Origin of the sequence: Burkholderia sp. Bp8998 (assembly GCF_003854235.1) — a bacterium.
In the GTDB taxonomy this organism is placed as follows: domain Bacteria; phylum Pseudomonadota; class Gammaproteobacteria; order Burkholderiales; family Burkholderiaceae; genus Burkholderia.
The window spans coordinates 1-15702 of the sequence record NZ_QTQF01000076.1 but is presented as its reverse complement, the minus strand read 5'-3'; the positions used below and the strand labels follow the sequence as shown (position 1 = coordinate 15702).

The window sequence follows — 15702 nt, the reverse complement described above, 5'->3', positions numbered from 1 at the left end:
AATGCCCGGCCGATCGCGCGCGCCGTGTCGGCGTCGAGCGTCTTGCCGACCACACCGCGAATGTCATATGCCTTGAAGATGGATTGGGAGATCATCGATTCTTTCTCGGTTGCGTGCATGGGAAACGTCCGACATGCCCAGTTATCGCGTGGCCTCGTCTCGATCGGCGAGGAGCAACCACTTCGCAAGCAGGCGATACGATCGGTCGACTTCCGTGATCGCATCGGACATATCGTGTGGTTCAACCATGATCGGTTCTGAATGGCCCGCGCGTGCGCTCTGCCGGTCGATTCGCTCGGACACGGTGGTTCGGTATCCGCCGGTTTTTCGATGACACACTGTACGTCGCGAACACGCCGATGGACCGACAAAGCTCTGAACGGATCCGCCAGCACGCATACGCAAAGCGCATGGCGACGTCCCATCGTTTCGGATGGAATCGCCACGACGCCATGCGAATCCGATCAGTCGGCTTGCGCGAGATACGGCGACGTGAACGCGCGTGGCGGGAACGGCGGCACGCCGCCTTGCGGCGTGAAGCTGTAACGGAGATAGACGGCCGCCGTCCACTCGCGATACTGATAAGCGTTGCCGAACGATGCCGTCCCGCCGACGGCGAGCTGCGGGGCGATCTGGTATTCCCCGCGCGCGGCGAGCGAATAGGCAACGCCGGTCTTGCTGCGTGCCGGATACACGGCGCCCGGGTCCAGCCCCACCGCCTGACTGTTGGCGGCGTTCGCCGCTGCTTGCGCCTGCATGCCGGAATCGAGCGGGAAATACGGCACCGCGTTCTGCCGGTAATGCTGCACGCCGATCGACCCGGTCAGATCGTATGCAAACGCACCCGTTCTGCCTGCATACTCGATCGGAATGTTCAGGATCACGTATTGCTGAGGACTGAAGTAACCGCCCTGCCCGTACGTGAAATACGACTGGTTCTTGCTGAAACGCATCCACGTCGCATTGACGCCGACGGTGAGCGTCCGGTCGGCGTCGCTCAACACGCGCGTATAGGCGCCGCCGCTGCCCTTTCCGGCGAAGTTCCGCTCCACGTGATGGCCGTCGTAATAGTCGAACGCACCCTCGACATACGCGCCGCTGGTGCCGTCGTCCCAACTCAGCGCGCCGCGCGCGCCGCTGCGCGTCACGCCGCCCCACTTGAGGCCGGCGCTCGCATCGCGCGCGCCCGCGAACGACAGCAGGCTGTCGGTCACCGCGCGGCGCGTGACGGCCAGCGAATAGGCGGCCCGATCGGTGATGGCACCGTTGTAGCGCACGCCGCCAACCATATCCTGGTACGGGAACCCGACCGGCGTCGCGCCGACATCGACCTTCAACTGCTTGCCTTCGTAGGCGACGGAGAGACCGACGCCGCTCGCCGTCTGAGAACCCGGCGAGCCGCCGCCGGCCGCCGTCGCGAGCCCCGCGCCGAAACGCGCCAGGGTCGGCACGTCGGTGGCCGAGCTGCCGCTGTCGAGCATGACCGGGGTGGCCGTCACAACCACGTGACCGTTGCCCGCCTTGATGCGTCCTTCCAGGGGCGCCTCGATATCGGTGAGGCCCGATAGCCCCGCTTCGCCCGTGCGGTTTCGGAACACGAGGCCACCGGTCGCCGCGCTGGACTGCTCGCGGTTCACCTGGGCAAGCTCCGACGCGACATCGAGCATCTGCCCGCTGGCGTCCGTGCCCGCATCGGGCTGCGTCGACCGGGCCGCGGTCACGCTTTTCGCATAGCCTGCCGGTGGCTGCGGGATATAGCGCGACGATGCATCGGGCTGCCCGTACGCCGGCGAAGGAACGGACGACCGCGCGACGGGGACCTTCGCGCCGCCGCGCGGCGGCCGGCTCGCCCTGGCGGAACGCGTGGACGCCGTCGGCGATGCACTCGTCGCCGCGGCGCGTGACGCCGGCGACATCGGCCATGGCGTGGCGACGTAGCCGGCGCAGTCGTCGCTCGAATCGCCCTGCGACACGCATCCTGTCGACGCCCCCGCCTGCGGCACGTCGGCGGCAGGCTCCCGATACGGCCGATAGCGCGACGCGATCGCAGGGCCGCCCGATTCGCCCGTGCCCATGCTCTCCTGGCCGTAACCGCCGGGGTCGCTCGCGACTGGCTGCAGCGGTATGACAGGCGGCACCATGCGCGCTTCCGGCATGGCGGACGGTGTGACGTAAGTCGCGGGCGGCACGGGCGGCATCGTATAGGGCACGGTCGGAGCGTAAGAAGACGGGGTGGACCAGGAAGGCAGGCCCGGCACCGGCGGTACCGCGGTGCCGGAGCCGGTCGACGGACGCACGACGTCGACGGCGGTCTTGCCTTCGAACGGATTGGTACCGGGCAACGGATTCGCGCCGATGCGCCGCATCGCGTCGTCCCAACCGCGCGGAGCGTTCGAACGCGCCGGCTTGCTGCTCGGGGGCGGCGTATTGGCGACCAGCAGCGAACGCTGCAGATACTGGGCGGCGAGCGACAGGTTGCCCTCCGCGCGATACAGGCGGCCCGTCGCGGCAAGCAGCCCCGCGTCGTCGGGCGCAATACGCAGTGCCGTGGCCGCGAACGCTTCACCGTCGCGCCAGGCCTTGGCGCTGCTCGCCGCATAGATCGCCGCGATCAGCAATCCCATATCGTCGGGCCGGCGGGCCAGCGCGACCCGATAGCATTTCAGCGCGTTCGGCGCGTCGCCGGCCGACGTGTACAGCCTCGCGAGCGCGGCCTGGAGCTCCGGACTGTCGGGCATCGCGGCCAGCCACGGCGCGATGACGGCGTAGCCGCCGGCAAGGTCGCCCTCCTGACGCACCGCATCGGCACGACGCACGACGATCTCGAGGTTCAGGCGCTCGAAGTCGGCACGCTGCGCGGGCGACAGCGGCATCGCGGCGAGCCGGCGCATCGCGTCGCCCAGAAGCCCATCGTCACGGACGGTCAGCAGCATCCGCGCGTACTGCAGCAGCACGCCGGCGTTGTCCGGCTCCCGGGCCAGCGCAAGCCGTACGATCCAGAGTGCACGCGACATGTCGCCGGCTTGCACATAGCCCGCCGACAGCTGCGCCGCGAGCGCCGGCATCGACAGACCGATGCCCTCGGCGTCGTGCAGCACGCCGAGCGCCTGTGCGCGTCGGCCCTCGCGCGCCATCCGGGTCGCGAGGGCAACCTGCTGGCCAACCCAGAGGCGGTGCTGCAACGTCGTCATCGCCGCCGTGCGTTGCGCGGGCGCGATGCGCTCGAGGCGCTGCAGCCCGATGCCCCAGTCCTGCGTCTGCTCGGCCAGCAGCGCGCCGGCATAGAGCGCGTCGGGCATGTCGGGCCGCTCGGCCAGCAAGCCGTCCATCATGCTGCGTGCCGACGCGATCGCACCTTGCCGCACGTACACGCGTGCCAGGTCCAGCCGCAGCCACGGATCGTCCGGATTGCCCGCGAGCGCATCCTCGAACAGACTGCGCGCCGTGCCCAGGTCGCCGCGCGCTTCGGCCTGCCGCGCCTGCGCCGCCTCGGCCGTGCGGCGCAGCCGGTCGAGGCCGCCGGCCTTCGATTGCTGCTCGGCGCTCAGTTGCGTCGCGAACTGCAACGCTTCGTCGCCGCGCCCCTGTGCGGCCAGCGCGCCGACCAGGCCGCGTATCGCGTCCGGATTGTCGGACTGGCGCCGCAACGCCATCCGGTACGCCTGCTCGGCGCCACCCGCATCGCGATGCTCCAGCAGCGCATCGCCGAGCAGCACCTGCGCGGTGACGTTCGACGGATCCGCCAGAATCGCGCGCTCGAACAGCGCCTTCGCGCGCGCGAAGTCGCCGTTGCTCTGCGCACCCAGCGCCTCGCTCGTGTAGGACCAGTACGTCGCACTGTTCAGCGCTGATCGCCAGCGCGCCGCATTCCCGCCTCGCGACGCACGCTCGAGATCGCTGCGTGCCTGCGCAAAGCGTTCCTGCTTCAGTTCGACGATACCGCGGCCGCCCAGCGCATCACTGTCGTTCGGCAATTTGCCGAGCACGGCATCGAAGCGGGCCCGCGCCGCGTCGAGATCGCCGCGATCGAGTGCCGCGAAACCCTCCTCGATCGCGTGGCCGCGTGCTTCGTCCGACGCGCCTTGCTGATCGCGCTCGTGATCGGCTTGATCCTGCCGCACCATGCTGTCGTAGCGTGCCTTGACCGGCGGATCATCGGGCACCGCCTTCAGATAGGCGAGATAGCGCGCCTGGTCCGACGGCCTTGCCGCGAGCCAGAGCAGCGCCTGGCGCCAGCTCTGTCGCGCGTCCTTGCCGACCTTGGCGTCGGCGGACAACTGCTCGAGCCGTGCGATGCCGTCGCGGCGCGTCGCATCGCGATAAGTCAGGTGCTGTGCATACGCGAGCGCATAGCGCGGATCGTCGGGATTGTCCCGCGCGAGCCGTTCGAGACCGCGCCGCGCTTCGCTCCAGCCGGTCGGCGTGGCAGCAAGCGCCTGGAAATATTCGAGCTGCAGTGCTGGCGACGACGGGGCACCCTGCAGCGCGCGCTGATACTGCCGGGCGGCCAATTCGCTCTGCCCGGTTTGCGCGAGGCGGCGGGCGTCGCTGATCTCGCCGTCCCGCACGCCCGCATCGCCCAGCCGGCGGCCGAGCTCGTCGATCCGCGCGAAACCGGGCGCGGTTCGGCGCAACTGCTCCAGATAGCGGCGCGCGCCGTCGGCATCGCGGCGATCGGCGAGCACCATCCCCATGCCGAACAACGCATCGGGCTGATCCGGCTCGACCCCCAGCACCTTCTTCCAGGCCTGCGCCGCGAGGTCGCCTCGACCGTGCGCCTGCCAGTATCGGCCCTGTTCGACGAGCACCTTCACCGGATCGCTGCTGGCCGCGGCATGCGGCAGCGCGAGCGCGAACAGGAGGCTCGCGACACCGCCCGCGCGCGCGCGGCCGAGCCTGCCTAATCGTCGGACGCGCATGTCACTCCTTCAGCCGGCGCGCCGCCCGCGCACCCAGCAAACGATAGAAAAGCGCCGCCGCGACGAAGGCGGCCAGCACGCCGATCAGCGCAAGCAGCAGCGGACGGGCCGACATGGCCCAACGCAGGTACGTGAGCGGCGGCAGCGCACCCACGTGATACGACGTGCCGGTCGACGTGACCGTCACGGTGCGATCGCGAATCACGACCATCGCGCCCTGGATCGACGTGAGCATGTCGTCGTCGAGCAGCGCGGGGCCCAGCACCTCGTCCGCATGGCCCGTCGCGCCGATCAGCGCGACCGCGCTGCGCGTCTTGCGCAACGGCGATTCGAAGCCGGCGATCAGCGCGCTCGTGCCGTCGGACACGATCGACAGGCTCGCATGCACATGCTCGCGCTCGGCGCCAGGCGCGTCAGCCGCATTCGCGCGGCCAAAGAAGCCGCCGCCGCGATCCTCGTCGAACGGCATGCGCGACGCCCACCGCGCAAACAGCGGCTGGGTGTCCGGTGCGCCCAGAATCAGCAGATCCCGCGACGCGAACGCGTCGACGCCGCCCGCATCCGTCACCGCCACGCCGCTGACCGGATAACCGGTCGACGCGCCCATGCGGCCCATCGCGAGCAGGTACAGGCCGTAGACGTCCGGCGTCGGCTCGGTCGGCAGCACGACGGCCGTGTCCGACAGGTCGGCCATGCGCGTGAAGGGAAAACCGCTGTTCGCGAACGCGGCGAGGTCGGGCAGCGCCATGTAATGCGGAAACGACGACACGTCGATCGTCGAGTCCGGGTCGATCGAGCCCGCCACGTTCTGCAGCAGCCGCCCGGTGCATTTGCCCGAGTCCGGGATTTCGTAGAAGAAGTTCAGCGTCAATTGCGTGCGCGGCGTGACCAGCAACGGCGGCACGTGCAGCGTCGTGCGGTCGATGCCGTTGGCGGCGAACGGCAGGTAGCGGCTCAGGCTCCAGCGGGACGATTCGCGTGCCGGAATCGGCAGCGCCGTCACGAACGTATCGCCGACGCTCAGGTTGAGCGACGAGCGGTCGGCGCGTGCGGTCGGCGTGTATCGATAACGCAAATCGATCGGCGCGCCCCGTGTATTCCACGTGAACAGATCGGGGGCAACGCGCAGGTCGAACCGGACCGGGCCCGCTTCGTATCCGGACACGGAGAGCGCGCGTTCCCCGGCCAGTTCGCCGAACCGCACCGGGCGGGTCGACGACAGCCAGTTCGGCGCGTCGTACGGCACGCGGGGGGCGGGGTTCGCGAGCCCCGTCACCGTGGCGCGGGTGCCCGCAAGCGCGTTGCGGCCGAGCGCGAGCGCAAGCGCCGCGGTCTTCAATTCGGCCGGCGTTCGGCCGAGAACCAGCAATAGCTGACCCTGGGCGGGCGCCTGGCGCTCGGCGACGGCCAGCGTCGGGCCGTCGATGACAGGAAGCGTCACGCCGTCCGGGCGATCGTCGGGTGTCGCGAACACCACGGCGTTACCTGATTCCGGCAGGCCACCGAGCCGGGCCGGGAACCGCGCGCCGCGATACGAGGCCAACGCACCGAACCACGACGCGACGACGCCGGCCGCTTCCAGCGTCTCCCGCGGCGGCCGCGCGGCGAACACGAACGGCACCTCGAGCCGCCGCACGTCCCGCTGATCGAAGAACGGCGCGGGCAGCACGCCAAGCTCCGCCCGCTCGGGCAGCGTCGCATAGGTCAGCTCGAGCCGGCTCGCGTTGCTCACCGTCGCCCAGAGCGACGAACTGGCAGGATTCTCGCAGCCGTTGGTGTAATGGCCGATCAGCTGAACATTCAGATGGTTGTATTCGGTGACGAAGCGCGGATCGATCGGCACGTCGCGCGCGACCATCATCCCGGCCTGGGCCGCCGGCAACGGCAGCGTCGCCGCCACTTCGCCGTTGACGAGCACCTTGAGCTGCGACAGATCCGGCAGCAGCGCGGGCGAGTAGCTGTAGACCAGATGCAGCGTCGCACCCGTGACGACCTCGTCGCGACGGACCGAAAACGCCACGCCGTTCTGGCCGTCCGTGCCGCGCAACTGCAGCGGATCGCGCGCGCCGAGATCCACGAACGTCAACGCCTGGCGTCGGCCGCCCGGCACGCGCGTGCCGGGCTCGGCCGTGGTCGGCGGCCCGCCGGTGCGGCGCCGTTCGGCTTCGGCCGCGGGCACCGGCTCGGCGAGCAGCGGCGGTCGCGCCGCGGCGGGCCCGACGGGCAGCGCCAGCGACAGCGCAGGTCGTTCGCCCGGCGCCATCGCGCCATCCGCCGCACGCACCGCGCCGGGCCCCTGCGCCATCGCGACCGATGCCCAGACGCCCGACGCGATGCCGCCCGCCAATGCCCAACACAGGAGCGCGCGCATCGTGCGCGGCAAGCGCGCGTACCCGCCGACCCGAGCAAGGCGCGCGGTGATCGCGCCCTGCGAAACGCACGCCTTGTGGCGCGTGCAGCCGCGCTGTCGCGACACCCACGTCATGCTCTTTGCCCTCTGCTATTTTTTTGTTGTCGTGTCGATCGCGTCGCCACCGCGGTCGCGGTGCGCGGCCGCGCGCCGGCCCGTGCGCAGGTCCGCGTACAGGCGCGCCGTCACGCGCAGCAACCCCTGTACGCCGACCGTCGCGAGATGCAGGAACGCACGCGGCGGCGAATCCGGCCGGCGGCCGGCCGTCCAGTCGATCCATGCGTCGGCGCGGGCAAAGGTCGAACTGACGAGATCGAACTCCTGCCGTTGTGACAGGCTCTGGAACCGAATGCCGATACGCCCCGGTTCCGCGTATTCCACCGTCCCGGGAAATGCGTATTCGTCGGCGCCGCGAAACAGCGACACCGTCACCGGTTCGCGATCCGGAATGCGCGCGTCGTCGGGGACCGCCACGCCGATGCCGCCCTCCGAGTAGTCGCGCGTTTCGCAGGCCAGTGTCCGGCCATTCGCGAAGCGCAGCATGACCGGAATCCGTGCCGTGACGCGGTGGGTCACGCGTACCTGCCTGCGTTCGTTCGCCGCGGCCACGGCCAGGCCCAGAATCAGCAGGTTGTACGTCGTCCACGCCAGGTTGAAAACCGTCGTCTGCACTTCGCTGCCGACATGACGGTTCAGCGCGATGTGCAGCACGCCCATCGCGAGGCCGAACGCATTCAGGACGACCAGGCTCAGGTAGGGTTTCGAAATGGCCCAGTCGAAATAGCCCCGGTCGATCCGGCCGCCCTTGGCCGTCACGTTGAACGTGCCCAGCCGGGGATTGACCAGCGCGAGCAAGGTCGGCAACGCGATGTACGACGCGAGCACGGCCTCGTAGACCTCGGCCCAGAACGAATGCCGGAACCGGCTCTGCATCCGCGAGTTCGTCACGTTCGCATGGATCACGTGAGGCAGCGCATAAAGCGCGAGCATCGTCGCGGGCGCGTGGATCATGTGTGCGCCGAAGAACAGGAACGACAGCGGCGCGGTCAGGAACACGAGCCGCGGGATGCCGTAGAAGAAATGCATCATCGCGTTCAGGTAGCACAGTCGCTGGCCCAGCGTCAGTCCGCGCCCGAGCAACGGGTTGTCGATGCGGAAGATCTGCGTCATGCCGCGCGCCCAGCGGATTCGCTGGCCGATGTGGCCGGTCAGGCTTTCGGTGGCGAGGCCCGCCGCCTGGGGTATCGCGAGATAGGCGGTCGTGTAGCCGCGGCGATGCAGCTTCAGCGCCGTGTGCGCGTCCTCCGTCACGGTCTCGGTGGCGATGCCGCCGATCTCCTCAACCATCGAGCGGCGCAGCAGCGCGCACGATCCGCAGAAAAACGTCGCGTTCCAGAGATCGTTGCCGTCCTGCACCAGTCCGTAGAACAACTCGCCTTCGTTCGGCACTTCCTTGAAGATGTCGAGATTGCGCTCGAACGGATCGGGCGAAAAAAAGTGATGCGGCGTCTGCAGCATCGACAGCTTCGGATCGCGCAGGAACCACCCGAGGCAGATCTGCAGGAACGAGCGCGTCGGCACATGATCGCAATCGAAGATCGCGACGTACTCTCCGTCGGTCGTCTTCAGCGCCTCGTTGAGATTGCCCGCTTTCGCGTGACGATTGTGATCGCGGATCGTCCAGTGCACGCCGACGGATTCGCAGAACGCCCGGAACTCCGCGCGGCGCCCGTCGTCGAGCACGTGGATCGACAGCTTGTCGGCCGGATAGTCGAGCGCGAGCGCCGCATAGATCGTCGGCTTGACCACGCTCAACGGTTCGTTGTATGTGGGAATGAACACGTCGACGGTCGGCCAGTGCGCGCGCGATTCGGGCAACGGCAGCGGCTTGCGCCCCAGCGGCCACGCGGTCTGGAAGTAACCGAGGAGCAGCACCGCGGCCGCATACACTTCCGCCGCCACGAGCAGCGAGCCCCACGCCGCGTCGAGCGGATGCGACCACACCAGGGTCTCCGTCAGTCTCCAGTACATGTACCGGCCGGTGGCCGCGACCGACAGCACGATCATGACGAGCGTCGCGTAGCGTCCGTCCACGCGCCGGATCGCGAGCGAACCGGCCAGGCAGCACGTCGCGAACGCAAGTTGCCCGACATTGTCGAGCGGCACCGTACACACGACATACAGCGCCAGCAGCGCGCATGCCGCGAGCGGCAGCGTGACGAGCCAGCCGCTGCCCGGCAACGTGTCGACGAACCGGTCGACCGCCGACCGCCGCGCGGAATTCGCGCCGGCGCTCAAGCGATGCTCCGTGCCGTAACGCGCTGATCGATCGCGCGCTCCAGCCACGCGGCGCACGCGTTCAGGTCGGCCGCCGCCTGCGAACGCGGGTCGTAGCGGTTCACCGTCGTCCGGCACGCGAGCGCTTCCGCGACCCCTTCGTCCGCGTGAATCACGCCGCCGAAGCGCTCCGTGCCGAGACTGTCGCACAGCACCCGCAGCACGTCGCGGCCCAGTTCGCGGGACTGATCGACCTGATTGACCACATAGCCGTCGCCGGCGAAATCCGCGCGGGTCGCCGCGTAGGCGTCGATCATCTGCCGCATCTTCGGGATCGATGCGTACGACGCCGCATCGGCGAGCACGACCGTGAGCACGAAATGCGCGGCCGTCAGCGCGGCACGCATGTAGACCGAGGTGCCCGGCGGCGTATCGATGATCACGATGTCGTCGTCGCCAAGCCCGAGCGTCGCGAGCCCGCGCGCGAGCCACGTCGGGTCGCGGTCGAGCAGTCGCTCGAAGCGGCGCTGGTCCGTTTCGCCGACTACGCCGAACGGGAATATCGCGATCCCGTCGACGACCGCGGCCGGCCAGTCCAGCCCGTCGAGCCCGGTGTGGGCAAGCCCGTCGGTCATCTCGAGCGGCACGCCGAAATGCAGCTTCAGCGCATTCTGCGGATCCAGATCCACCACGCTCACGCACCGTCGTTGGCGCTCCGCCATCACGGCCGCGAGGTTCGCGGCCAGCGTGGTCTTGCCGACGCCGCCCTTGGCCGAAGCGATCGCAATGATCTTCATGAGCGACCCGTCCATGTCGACGGCTCGTCGTGCCCCTCTCCCGCCGCCTCGCCTCGCAGCCGCTCGAACAACCGGACCAGCGGCTGCGACGACCCTCGCGTATCGGACCCGTCCGATGCCACCCGCTTGCCGACCAGCTTCTTCAACGGACCCTGCGTGAGATCGCGCCGAACCGCAGCCGGCGGCGGCGGTGCCGCCTGCGTGTCCGCCCTCAAGATATCGCGCAGGCCCGGCCCGTTGTTCGGTGCCCCGGAGCCCGGCTGAGTGGGCGGCTCGGATTCGCGCAGCTCGACACCCTCGAGCAGCGGCCAACGCACGCGCGCCGCTTCAGCATCCGCTTCGGCACGGACTTCCTGATAACGTCCGGCGTCACCGCCGAAACGCTTAAACAGCGATTCGATATCCCGTGAGGTCGACATAGCGTGCCCAATTGAATTGTTATCGCGGATATTCCGGTCGACCGGACCGCTCAATTCCTTGCCCGCGCGATGCGCAGTTCGATCCGTGAGTCATCCTGAGGAACGGCGTCCTGCACCACGCGCAGGCCGGCTGCGCCGACGCTGTCGAACCAGCCCTGATACGCGCCCTGCAGGAAGGCCGAGGACCACGCGAGATGGCCGGCGCCGAGCGCGCGCAGCGGCGCGGCGTAATGGACGATGCGCAGGAATTCGTGCTCGTCGGACAGCTCGGCATAACCCCATTGCGCGTCGCGCCAGCGCGCATTCAACGCATTCGCGAGATCGTCCGTCGATTCGCAAGGGCCGAGCGGATGGGCGGCCGCGAAGCGCATCCCGACACGCGACATCAGTTGCCGTAACTCGTCTCGATCGAGCTGATCGGCGAATTCACCGGCCAGTGCCTCCAGGAATCCGCGCCATTGGAGCGACGCCCCGCGCTCGAGAAGATGCTCCAAAATTCGCTGCATGGACAACGGATTCCCGGTGAAAAACAATGATTGGCGTGACCGCATCGTATGCGTCTCGTGCGGGCATCGTGGCAACAGCGTTTTGCCCATCGTATCGAATCCGGGCAAGCGAAGGCGGCCGGAATCTAGCCGTAAAACGCCAAAGTGTCCGATATAACCGACAACCGGCCGGAGCGGCGCCGGCAGTCGACCAATGTGGTTGCTTATGCGGACCGGCGACCGGATATCAGGCAGCGTTCGTGCGCGGCATGATGCATGAAACGATGGAAAGGCGGCCTTGTCAGGCGCGGCCCGGAGCGTATTCCGCGCGGAATTCGCAGAACAACTCGCGGCGCGCGGCAAGCACGTCGATCTGCGCCGGGGTCAAGGCAGCGACGATCGAGGCCGTCTCGTCGGACATGCCCAGCTGTTTTTTTGCGGCTTCGCGATCCGCTTGCAGCAAGCGCTGGGCGAGCGTCAGGTATGAACGGTTGAATTCCGCAATCGCGTCGAAGATGTCGTTCGGTTTGGCCATGATCGTTCCTTATTTTTGGCCGGCCATTGAATTCAGCCGGCCGCAGGGCGCATATTCTCGACGCCCGGAGTTTTCGACCACGAACTTTACGTGTTGAATATATCGACGAGCAGACAAAGCCTAGATGGAATCCGCCAAATCGTCATTTTTCCATTGCCGCTTACCGGAAAAACAAGTCATCGGCGTGACGCCCGCGGTACCGACTAAGGCTGCGCGCGACGATTAACCAGCGCTTCAATCTCGGTCGGCGTCAACGCGATGATCCACGACGCGATCCGAGTCGAAATGCCCAGCTCGCGCGTCGCCACCTCGCAATCGATCTTCAACATCTGCTGCATCAGTTCGAGATAGGCGGGATCCAACGATTCCAGCGCGTGACAAACATCATCCTGTTCCATCGCCACTCCCTCCCCATGACCCGCCCGTGAACTCGATGCGACGGCATCCGGACGCATCTGCCTAATCCGTACGGATTCCCGATCTTCAACGTCAAACCGTATGCGAACCGGGCGATTACCTGCCGACAAACGACCGCCGCAATCCGCTATATAACGCCGAACCGGCCACATGCATACCGTTTCAAAATAATTCCTTGTGCAATGCGTGGCCTTTCAATCAGCCTGTCGGATTCGCCCAAGATTCAGTCGCCGCCTCATTCGCAAACACACCTAGGATTTCCGGAATTGCACGTGCGCGACCATGCAATTGCGTCCTGTGCGACGTCGACTATTCCGTTGCGCCTGTACGCCGACATCGGACATCGACGTTGTCCGCTCTTCATTCCGAACTCATGGAATTACCACTATGTTGAAAGTGACGAAAGCCGTCTTTCCCGTCGCCGGCCTGGGCACGCGGTTCCTGCCGGCTACGAAGGCGAGTCCGAAGGAAATGTTGCCGGTCGTGGACAAGCCGTTGATTCAGTATGCGGTCGAGGAAGCGATCGAAGCCGGCATCACGGAGATGATTTTCGTGACCGGACGCAGCAAGCGCGCGATCGAGGATCATTTCGACAAGTCGTACGAGATCGAGGCAGAGCTCGAGGCGCGCGGCAAGGACAAGCTGCTCTCCCTGGTACGCAGCATCAAGCCGAGCCATGTCGACTGCTTTTACGTTCGCCAGGCCGAAGCCCTCGGGCTGGGTCATGCCGTCCTGTGCGCGGAGAAACTCGTCGGCGACCATCCGTTTGCCGTCATTCTCGCCGACGACCTGCTCGATGGCCCGAAGCCCGTGCTGCGCCAGATGATCGACGTCTTCGATCACTACCATACGTCGGTCATCGGCGTCGAGGAAATCGCCCCGGAAGATTCAAAATCCTATGGCGTGATCGACGGCAAGCGCTGGGAAGACAACCTCTTCAAGCTGTCCGGGATCGTCGAGAAGCCCGAACCGGCGAATGCGCCGTCGAATTTCGGCGTCGTCGGCCGCTATGTGCTGAAGCCGAAGATCTTCGAGCATCTTCGCCGTCTCAAACCCGGCGCGGGCGGCGAACTGCAACTGACCGACGCGATCCAGTCGCTGCTCACCGATGAACAGGTGCTGGCATACCGCTACGACGGCACACGCTTCGATTGCGGCAGCAAGCTCGGGTACCTGAAGGCGACGGTCGAATTCGCGCTGCGGCACCCGGAAGTCGCGGCAGACTTCGAGCGGTATCTGCTGGCGCGCATGTCGGAGCAACTCGTCATCTGACGCCAATCGTGCGCCGCGGTGACGCGGCGCACCGAGTGGCCGGCCTTTCCCGCCACGTGCGAGCGAGATGTATTCGCCGCTGCATTGCGCGCACCGTCCCTGACCAGCACTTGCCCATTCGGTGACGCTGCGCGCGCTCACCCGCATACCGCATGATCACCGTCCTTGATTGGCGGCACCGATCAACATTCTGTCGGACTCGCAAGGTTGGCATTGCCGACAATGCACTTATAACGCACCGCACCATTTTTACGTCTCGCTGGGAAGGCGATGAAAATCCTCATCTACGGCATCAACTATGCGCCCGAGCTGACCGGCATCGGCAAGTACACCGCCGAAATGGCGGAGACGCTCGTCGGGAAAGGCCACGCCGTGCGTATCGTATGTGCGCCGCCGTACTATCCCGAGTGGCGAATCGGCAGCGGATACTCGGCGCTACGCTACTCGACCGAGCGTCGCGGCGACGTGGCGCTTTGGCGGGCGCCGCTGTGGGTTCCGTCGCGACCGAGCGGCGCCCGCCGCATCGCGCACCTCGCGAGCTTCGCATTCTCCAGCCTCCCCGTCATGCTGCGACATGCATTGTGGCGGCCCGACGCCGTCGTCTGCATCGCGCCGAGCCTGCTGAACGCACCGGCCGGCTGGTTCGTCGCACGCTTGACCGGGGCGCACGCGTGGCTCCATATCCAGGACTACGAGGTCGATGCGGCGTTCAACCTCGGGATGCTCAAGGGATCCCTGCTGAAACGTACCGTGCTCGCGATCGAGCGCACGCTGCTGAAGCGCTTCGATACCGTATCGACGATCTCCGGGAAGATGATCGAGCGCGCGATGAGCAAGGGTATTCCTCCGCGCAAGCTCGTGCATTTCCCGAACTGGGCCGACACCCATTCGATCTACCCGCTCAAACGGCCGAGCGAGCTTAGGACCGAGTTGTACATCTCTCCGTCCGCAACGATCGTGCTTTATTCCGGCAACATGGGTACGAAGCAAGGGCTGGATGTCCTCGCTGGCGCGGCCGAACGGCTCGTATCGCGTGACAACCTGGTGTTCGTCTTCTGCGGCAACGGGCCTGCGCGCGCCGAGCTCCTGTTGCGTTGCGCCGGCCTCAGGAACTGCCGCTTCCTGGAGCTGCAGCCGATCAGCCGGCTCAACGAACTGCTGAATCTGGCCGACATTCACGTCCTCCCGCAACGCGCCGACGCGGCCGATCTCGTGATGCCGTCCAAGCTGACCGGGATGTTCGCAAGCGGGCGGCCGGTGATCGCGATGGCAAGCCCGGGCACGGAGTTGCATGACGTGGTCGCGCCGCGCGGCATCGCCGTGCCGCCGGGCGACGCCGAAACGCTTGCATCGTCTATCGACGCGCTCGCCGGCAACGCGGCCGAGCGCGCTCGCCTCGGCCAGGCCGGGCGCAGATTCGCCGAGGCTGTTCTGTCGCGCGACGCTGTGTTGAGCGAATTCGACGCCAGGTTGCGCGCATTGCGTCCCGAGCCGGTCACCGCCGACGTGTCCGGCGCGCGGCATCCGGATTTTTGAAACCGCATTCGATCCGCTTGAGCTTTCCGGACCAATTCTAGAGCGAGTTTTCCGGCGTTTTCGGTTCAGTAGAACCCGATGAAACCGCCAGCTGACGGGCGAATTCGGCTGGCGCCAACTCCTTGAGAGCAGTGAGAACGGCTCTCGTTGTAATCCCGCTGCCATGCCTCGACGATCGCTTTGGCTTCGCCCAGTGTTTCGAACCAATGTACGTTCAAGCACTCGTCGCACAATGATCCGGTTACTGGATCGCGGTATCGAGATCGCACAGGGGTTCTATGCGCTTCGCACCGTGTTGCCCGCTCTGCTCGAGAAGGAAGACTCCGGCTTAACTCCCATGATGCGCGATCTTGGACGCATGCTACTCGACATGTGGAACCGCACGGAATCAACCATTGAACAGATGAACGACCGGCTCAAATGTCTCGCACGGGAGAGTGACCTTTGCCGACGCCTTCAAACGATTCCAGGTGTCGGTGTCTTGCTGTCGACCGCCATCGTCTCCGCAGTTGGCAATGCATCAACGTTCCGGCGGGCGCGCGATCTCGCCGCCTGGGTAGTCGGCCTTGAACAATTCGCAAAGGCTTGTGCAGCAAGGCTCGATAGCTGAAACGGTGTTGTGAGATTTGCAAGGC

Annotated in this window: 11 protein-coding genes and 1 pseudogene; 3 read left to right on the top strand and 9 right to left on the bottom strand. The window is 66.8% G+C overall.

From position 1 onward, the window contains the following. Positions 1–464 precede the first annotated feature (464 nt). From DIE06_RS36495 to DIE06_RS36460, 8 genes are all read right to left on the bottom strand, one after another. Entirely contained in the window at positions 465–4919 is a 4455-nt protein-coding gene (locus DIE06_RS36495; protein ID WP_124665562.1) for a cellulose biosynthesis protein BcsC, read from the bottom strand. Position 4920: 1 nt separating this feature from the next. Then, positions 4921–7404, bottom strand: coding sequence for a cellulose biosynthesis cyclic di-GMP-binding regulatory protein BcsB (gene bcsB / locus DIE06_RS36490; RefSeq protein ID WP_124665561.1), 2484 nt, complete (start codon positions 7402–7404; stop codon positions 4921–4923). A gap of 15 nt (positions 7405–7419) precedes the next feature. Further along, positions 7420–9627 carry a UDP-forming cellulose synthase catalytic subunit gene (bcsA, locus tag DIE06_RS36485; protein WP_124665560.1) on the bottom strand — a complete coding sequence of 736 codons (2208 nt, stop codon included), beginning with the start codon at positions 9625–9627 and terminating at the stop codon, positions 7420–7422. Next, the gene (bcsQ, locus tag DIE06_RS36480; RefSeq protein ID WP_124665565.1) at positions 9624–10403 is read right to left on the bottom strand and encodes a cellulose biosynthesis protein BcsQ; all 780 of its coding nucleotides are present in this window, start codon (positions 10401–10403) and stop codon (positions 9624–9626) included. The genes bcsA and bcsQ overlap by 4 nt, the downstream gene beginning before the upstream one ends. Continuing rightward, positions 10400–10876, bottom strand: a complete 477-nt coding sequence (gene bcsP, locus DIE06_RS36475; RefSeq protein WP_260433888.1) for a cellulose biosynthesis protein BcsP — start codon at positions 10874–10876, stop codon at positions 10400–10402. Before bcsP ends, bcsQ begins: the two co-directional genes overlap by 4 nt. Continuing rightward, positions 10873–11328, bottom strand: coding sequence for a cellulose biosynthesis protein BcsD (gene bcsD / locus DIE06_RS36470; protein ID WP_124665563.1), 456 nt, complete (start codon positions 11326–11328; stop codon positions 10873–10875). The genes bcsP and bcsD overlap by 4 nt, the downstream gene beginning before the upstream one ends. A 280-nt stretch (positions 11329–11608) precedes the next feature. Continuing rightward, entirely contained in the window at positions 11609–11842 is a 234-nt protein-coding gene (locus DIE06_RS36465; protein WP_124665559.1) for a flagellar transcriptional regulator FlhD, read from the bottom strand. A 203-nt stretch (positions 11843–12045) separates the two neighbouring features. Then, a complete protein-coding gene (locus tag DIE06_RS36460) occupies positions 12046–12240 on the bottom strand; it encodes a flagellar transcriptional regulator FlhD (protein WP_124665558.1) in 195 nt (64 codons plus the stop codon). A 406-nt stretch (positions 12241–12646) separates the two neighbouring features. Here DIE06_RS36460 and galU point away from each other — a divergent pair, with 406 nt between their 5' ends. Both galU and DIE06_RS36450 read left to right on the top strand, forming a co-directional pair. After that, a complete protein-coding gene (gene galU / locus DIE06_RS36455) occupies positions 12647–13531 on the top strand; it encodes a UTP--glucose-1-phosphate uridylyltransferase GalU (RefSeq protein WP_124665557.1) in 885 nt (294 codons plus the stop codon). A gap of 270 nt (positions 13532–13801) precedes the next feature. Then, on the top strand, positions 13802–15067 hold the full coding sequence (locus DIE06_RS36450; protein WP_124665556.1) for a glycosyltransferase WbuB: 1266 nt from the start codon (positions 13802–13804) through the stop codon (positions 15065–15067). 37 nt (positions 15068–15104) lie between these two features. Here DIE06_RS36450 and DIE06_RS36445 read toward each other — a convergent pair. Beyond that, a pseudogene (locus DIE06_RS36445) lies at positions 15105–15306 on the bottom strand (integrase core domain-containing protein); the annotation flags it as partial. Here DIE06_RS36445 and DIE06_RS36440 point away from each other — a divergent pair. After that, positions 15231–15677: a transposase gene (locus DIE06_RS36440; RefSeq protein WP_124665554.1), complete on the top strand. Its 447-nt coding sequence runs from the start codon at positions 15231–15233 to the stop codon at positions 15675–15677. The pseudogene DIE06_RS36445 and the gene DIE06_RS36440 sit on opposite strands and share 76 nt — an antisense overlap. The last annotated feature ends 25 nt before the right edge of the window (positions 15678–15702 follow it).

Coding starts and splice junctions, on each gene's coding strand:
- DIE06_RS36495 (WP_124665562.1), bottom strand. CDS start 4,919: ATGCGCGTCCGACGATTAGGCAGGCTCGGCCGCGCGCGCGCGGGCGGT.
- bcsQ (WP_124665565.1), bottom strand. CDS start 10,403: ATGAAGATCATTGCGATCGCTTCGGCCAAGGGCGGCGTCGGCAAGACC.
- DIE06_RS36465 (WP_124665559.1), bottom strand. CDS start 11,842: ATGGCCAAACCGAACGACATCTTCGACGCGATTGCGGAATTCAACCGT.
- DIE06_RS36460 (WP_124665558.1), bottom strand. CDS start 12,240: ATGGAACAGGATGATGTTTGTCACGCGCTGGAATCGTTGGATCCCGCC.
- galU (WP_124665557.1), top strand. CDS start 12,647: ATGTTGAAAGTGACGAAAGCCGTCTTTCCCGTCGCCGGCCTGGGCACG.
- DIE06_RS36450 (WP_124665556.1), top strand. CDS start 13,802: ATGAAAATCCTCATCTACGGCATCAACTATGCGCCCGAGCTGACCGGC.
- bcsD (WP_124665563.1), bottom strand. CDS start 11,328: ATGCAGCGAATTTTGGAGCATCTTCTCGAGCGCGGGGCGTCGCTCCAA.
- bcsB (WP_124665561.1), bottom strand. CDS start 7,404: ATGACGTGGGTGTCGCGACAGCGCGGCTGCACGCGCCACAAGGCGTGC.
- DIE06_RS36440 (WP_124665554.1), top strand. CDS start 15,231: ATGCCTCGACGATCGCTTTGGCTTCGCCCAGTGTTTCGAACCAATGTA.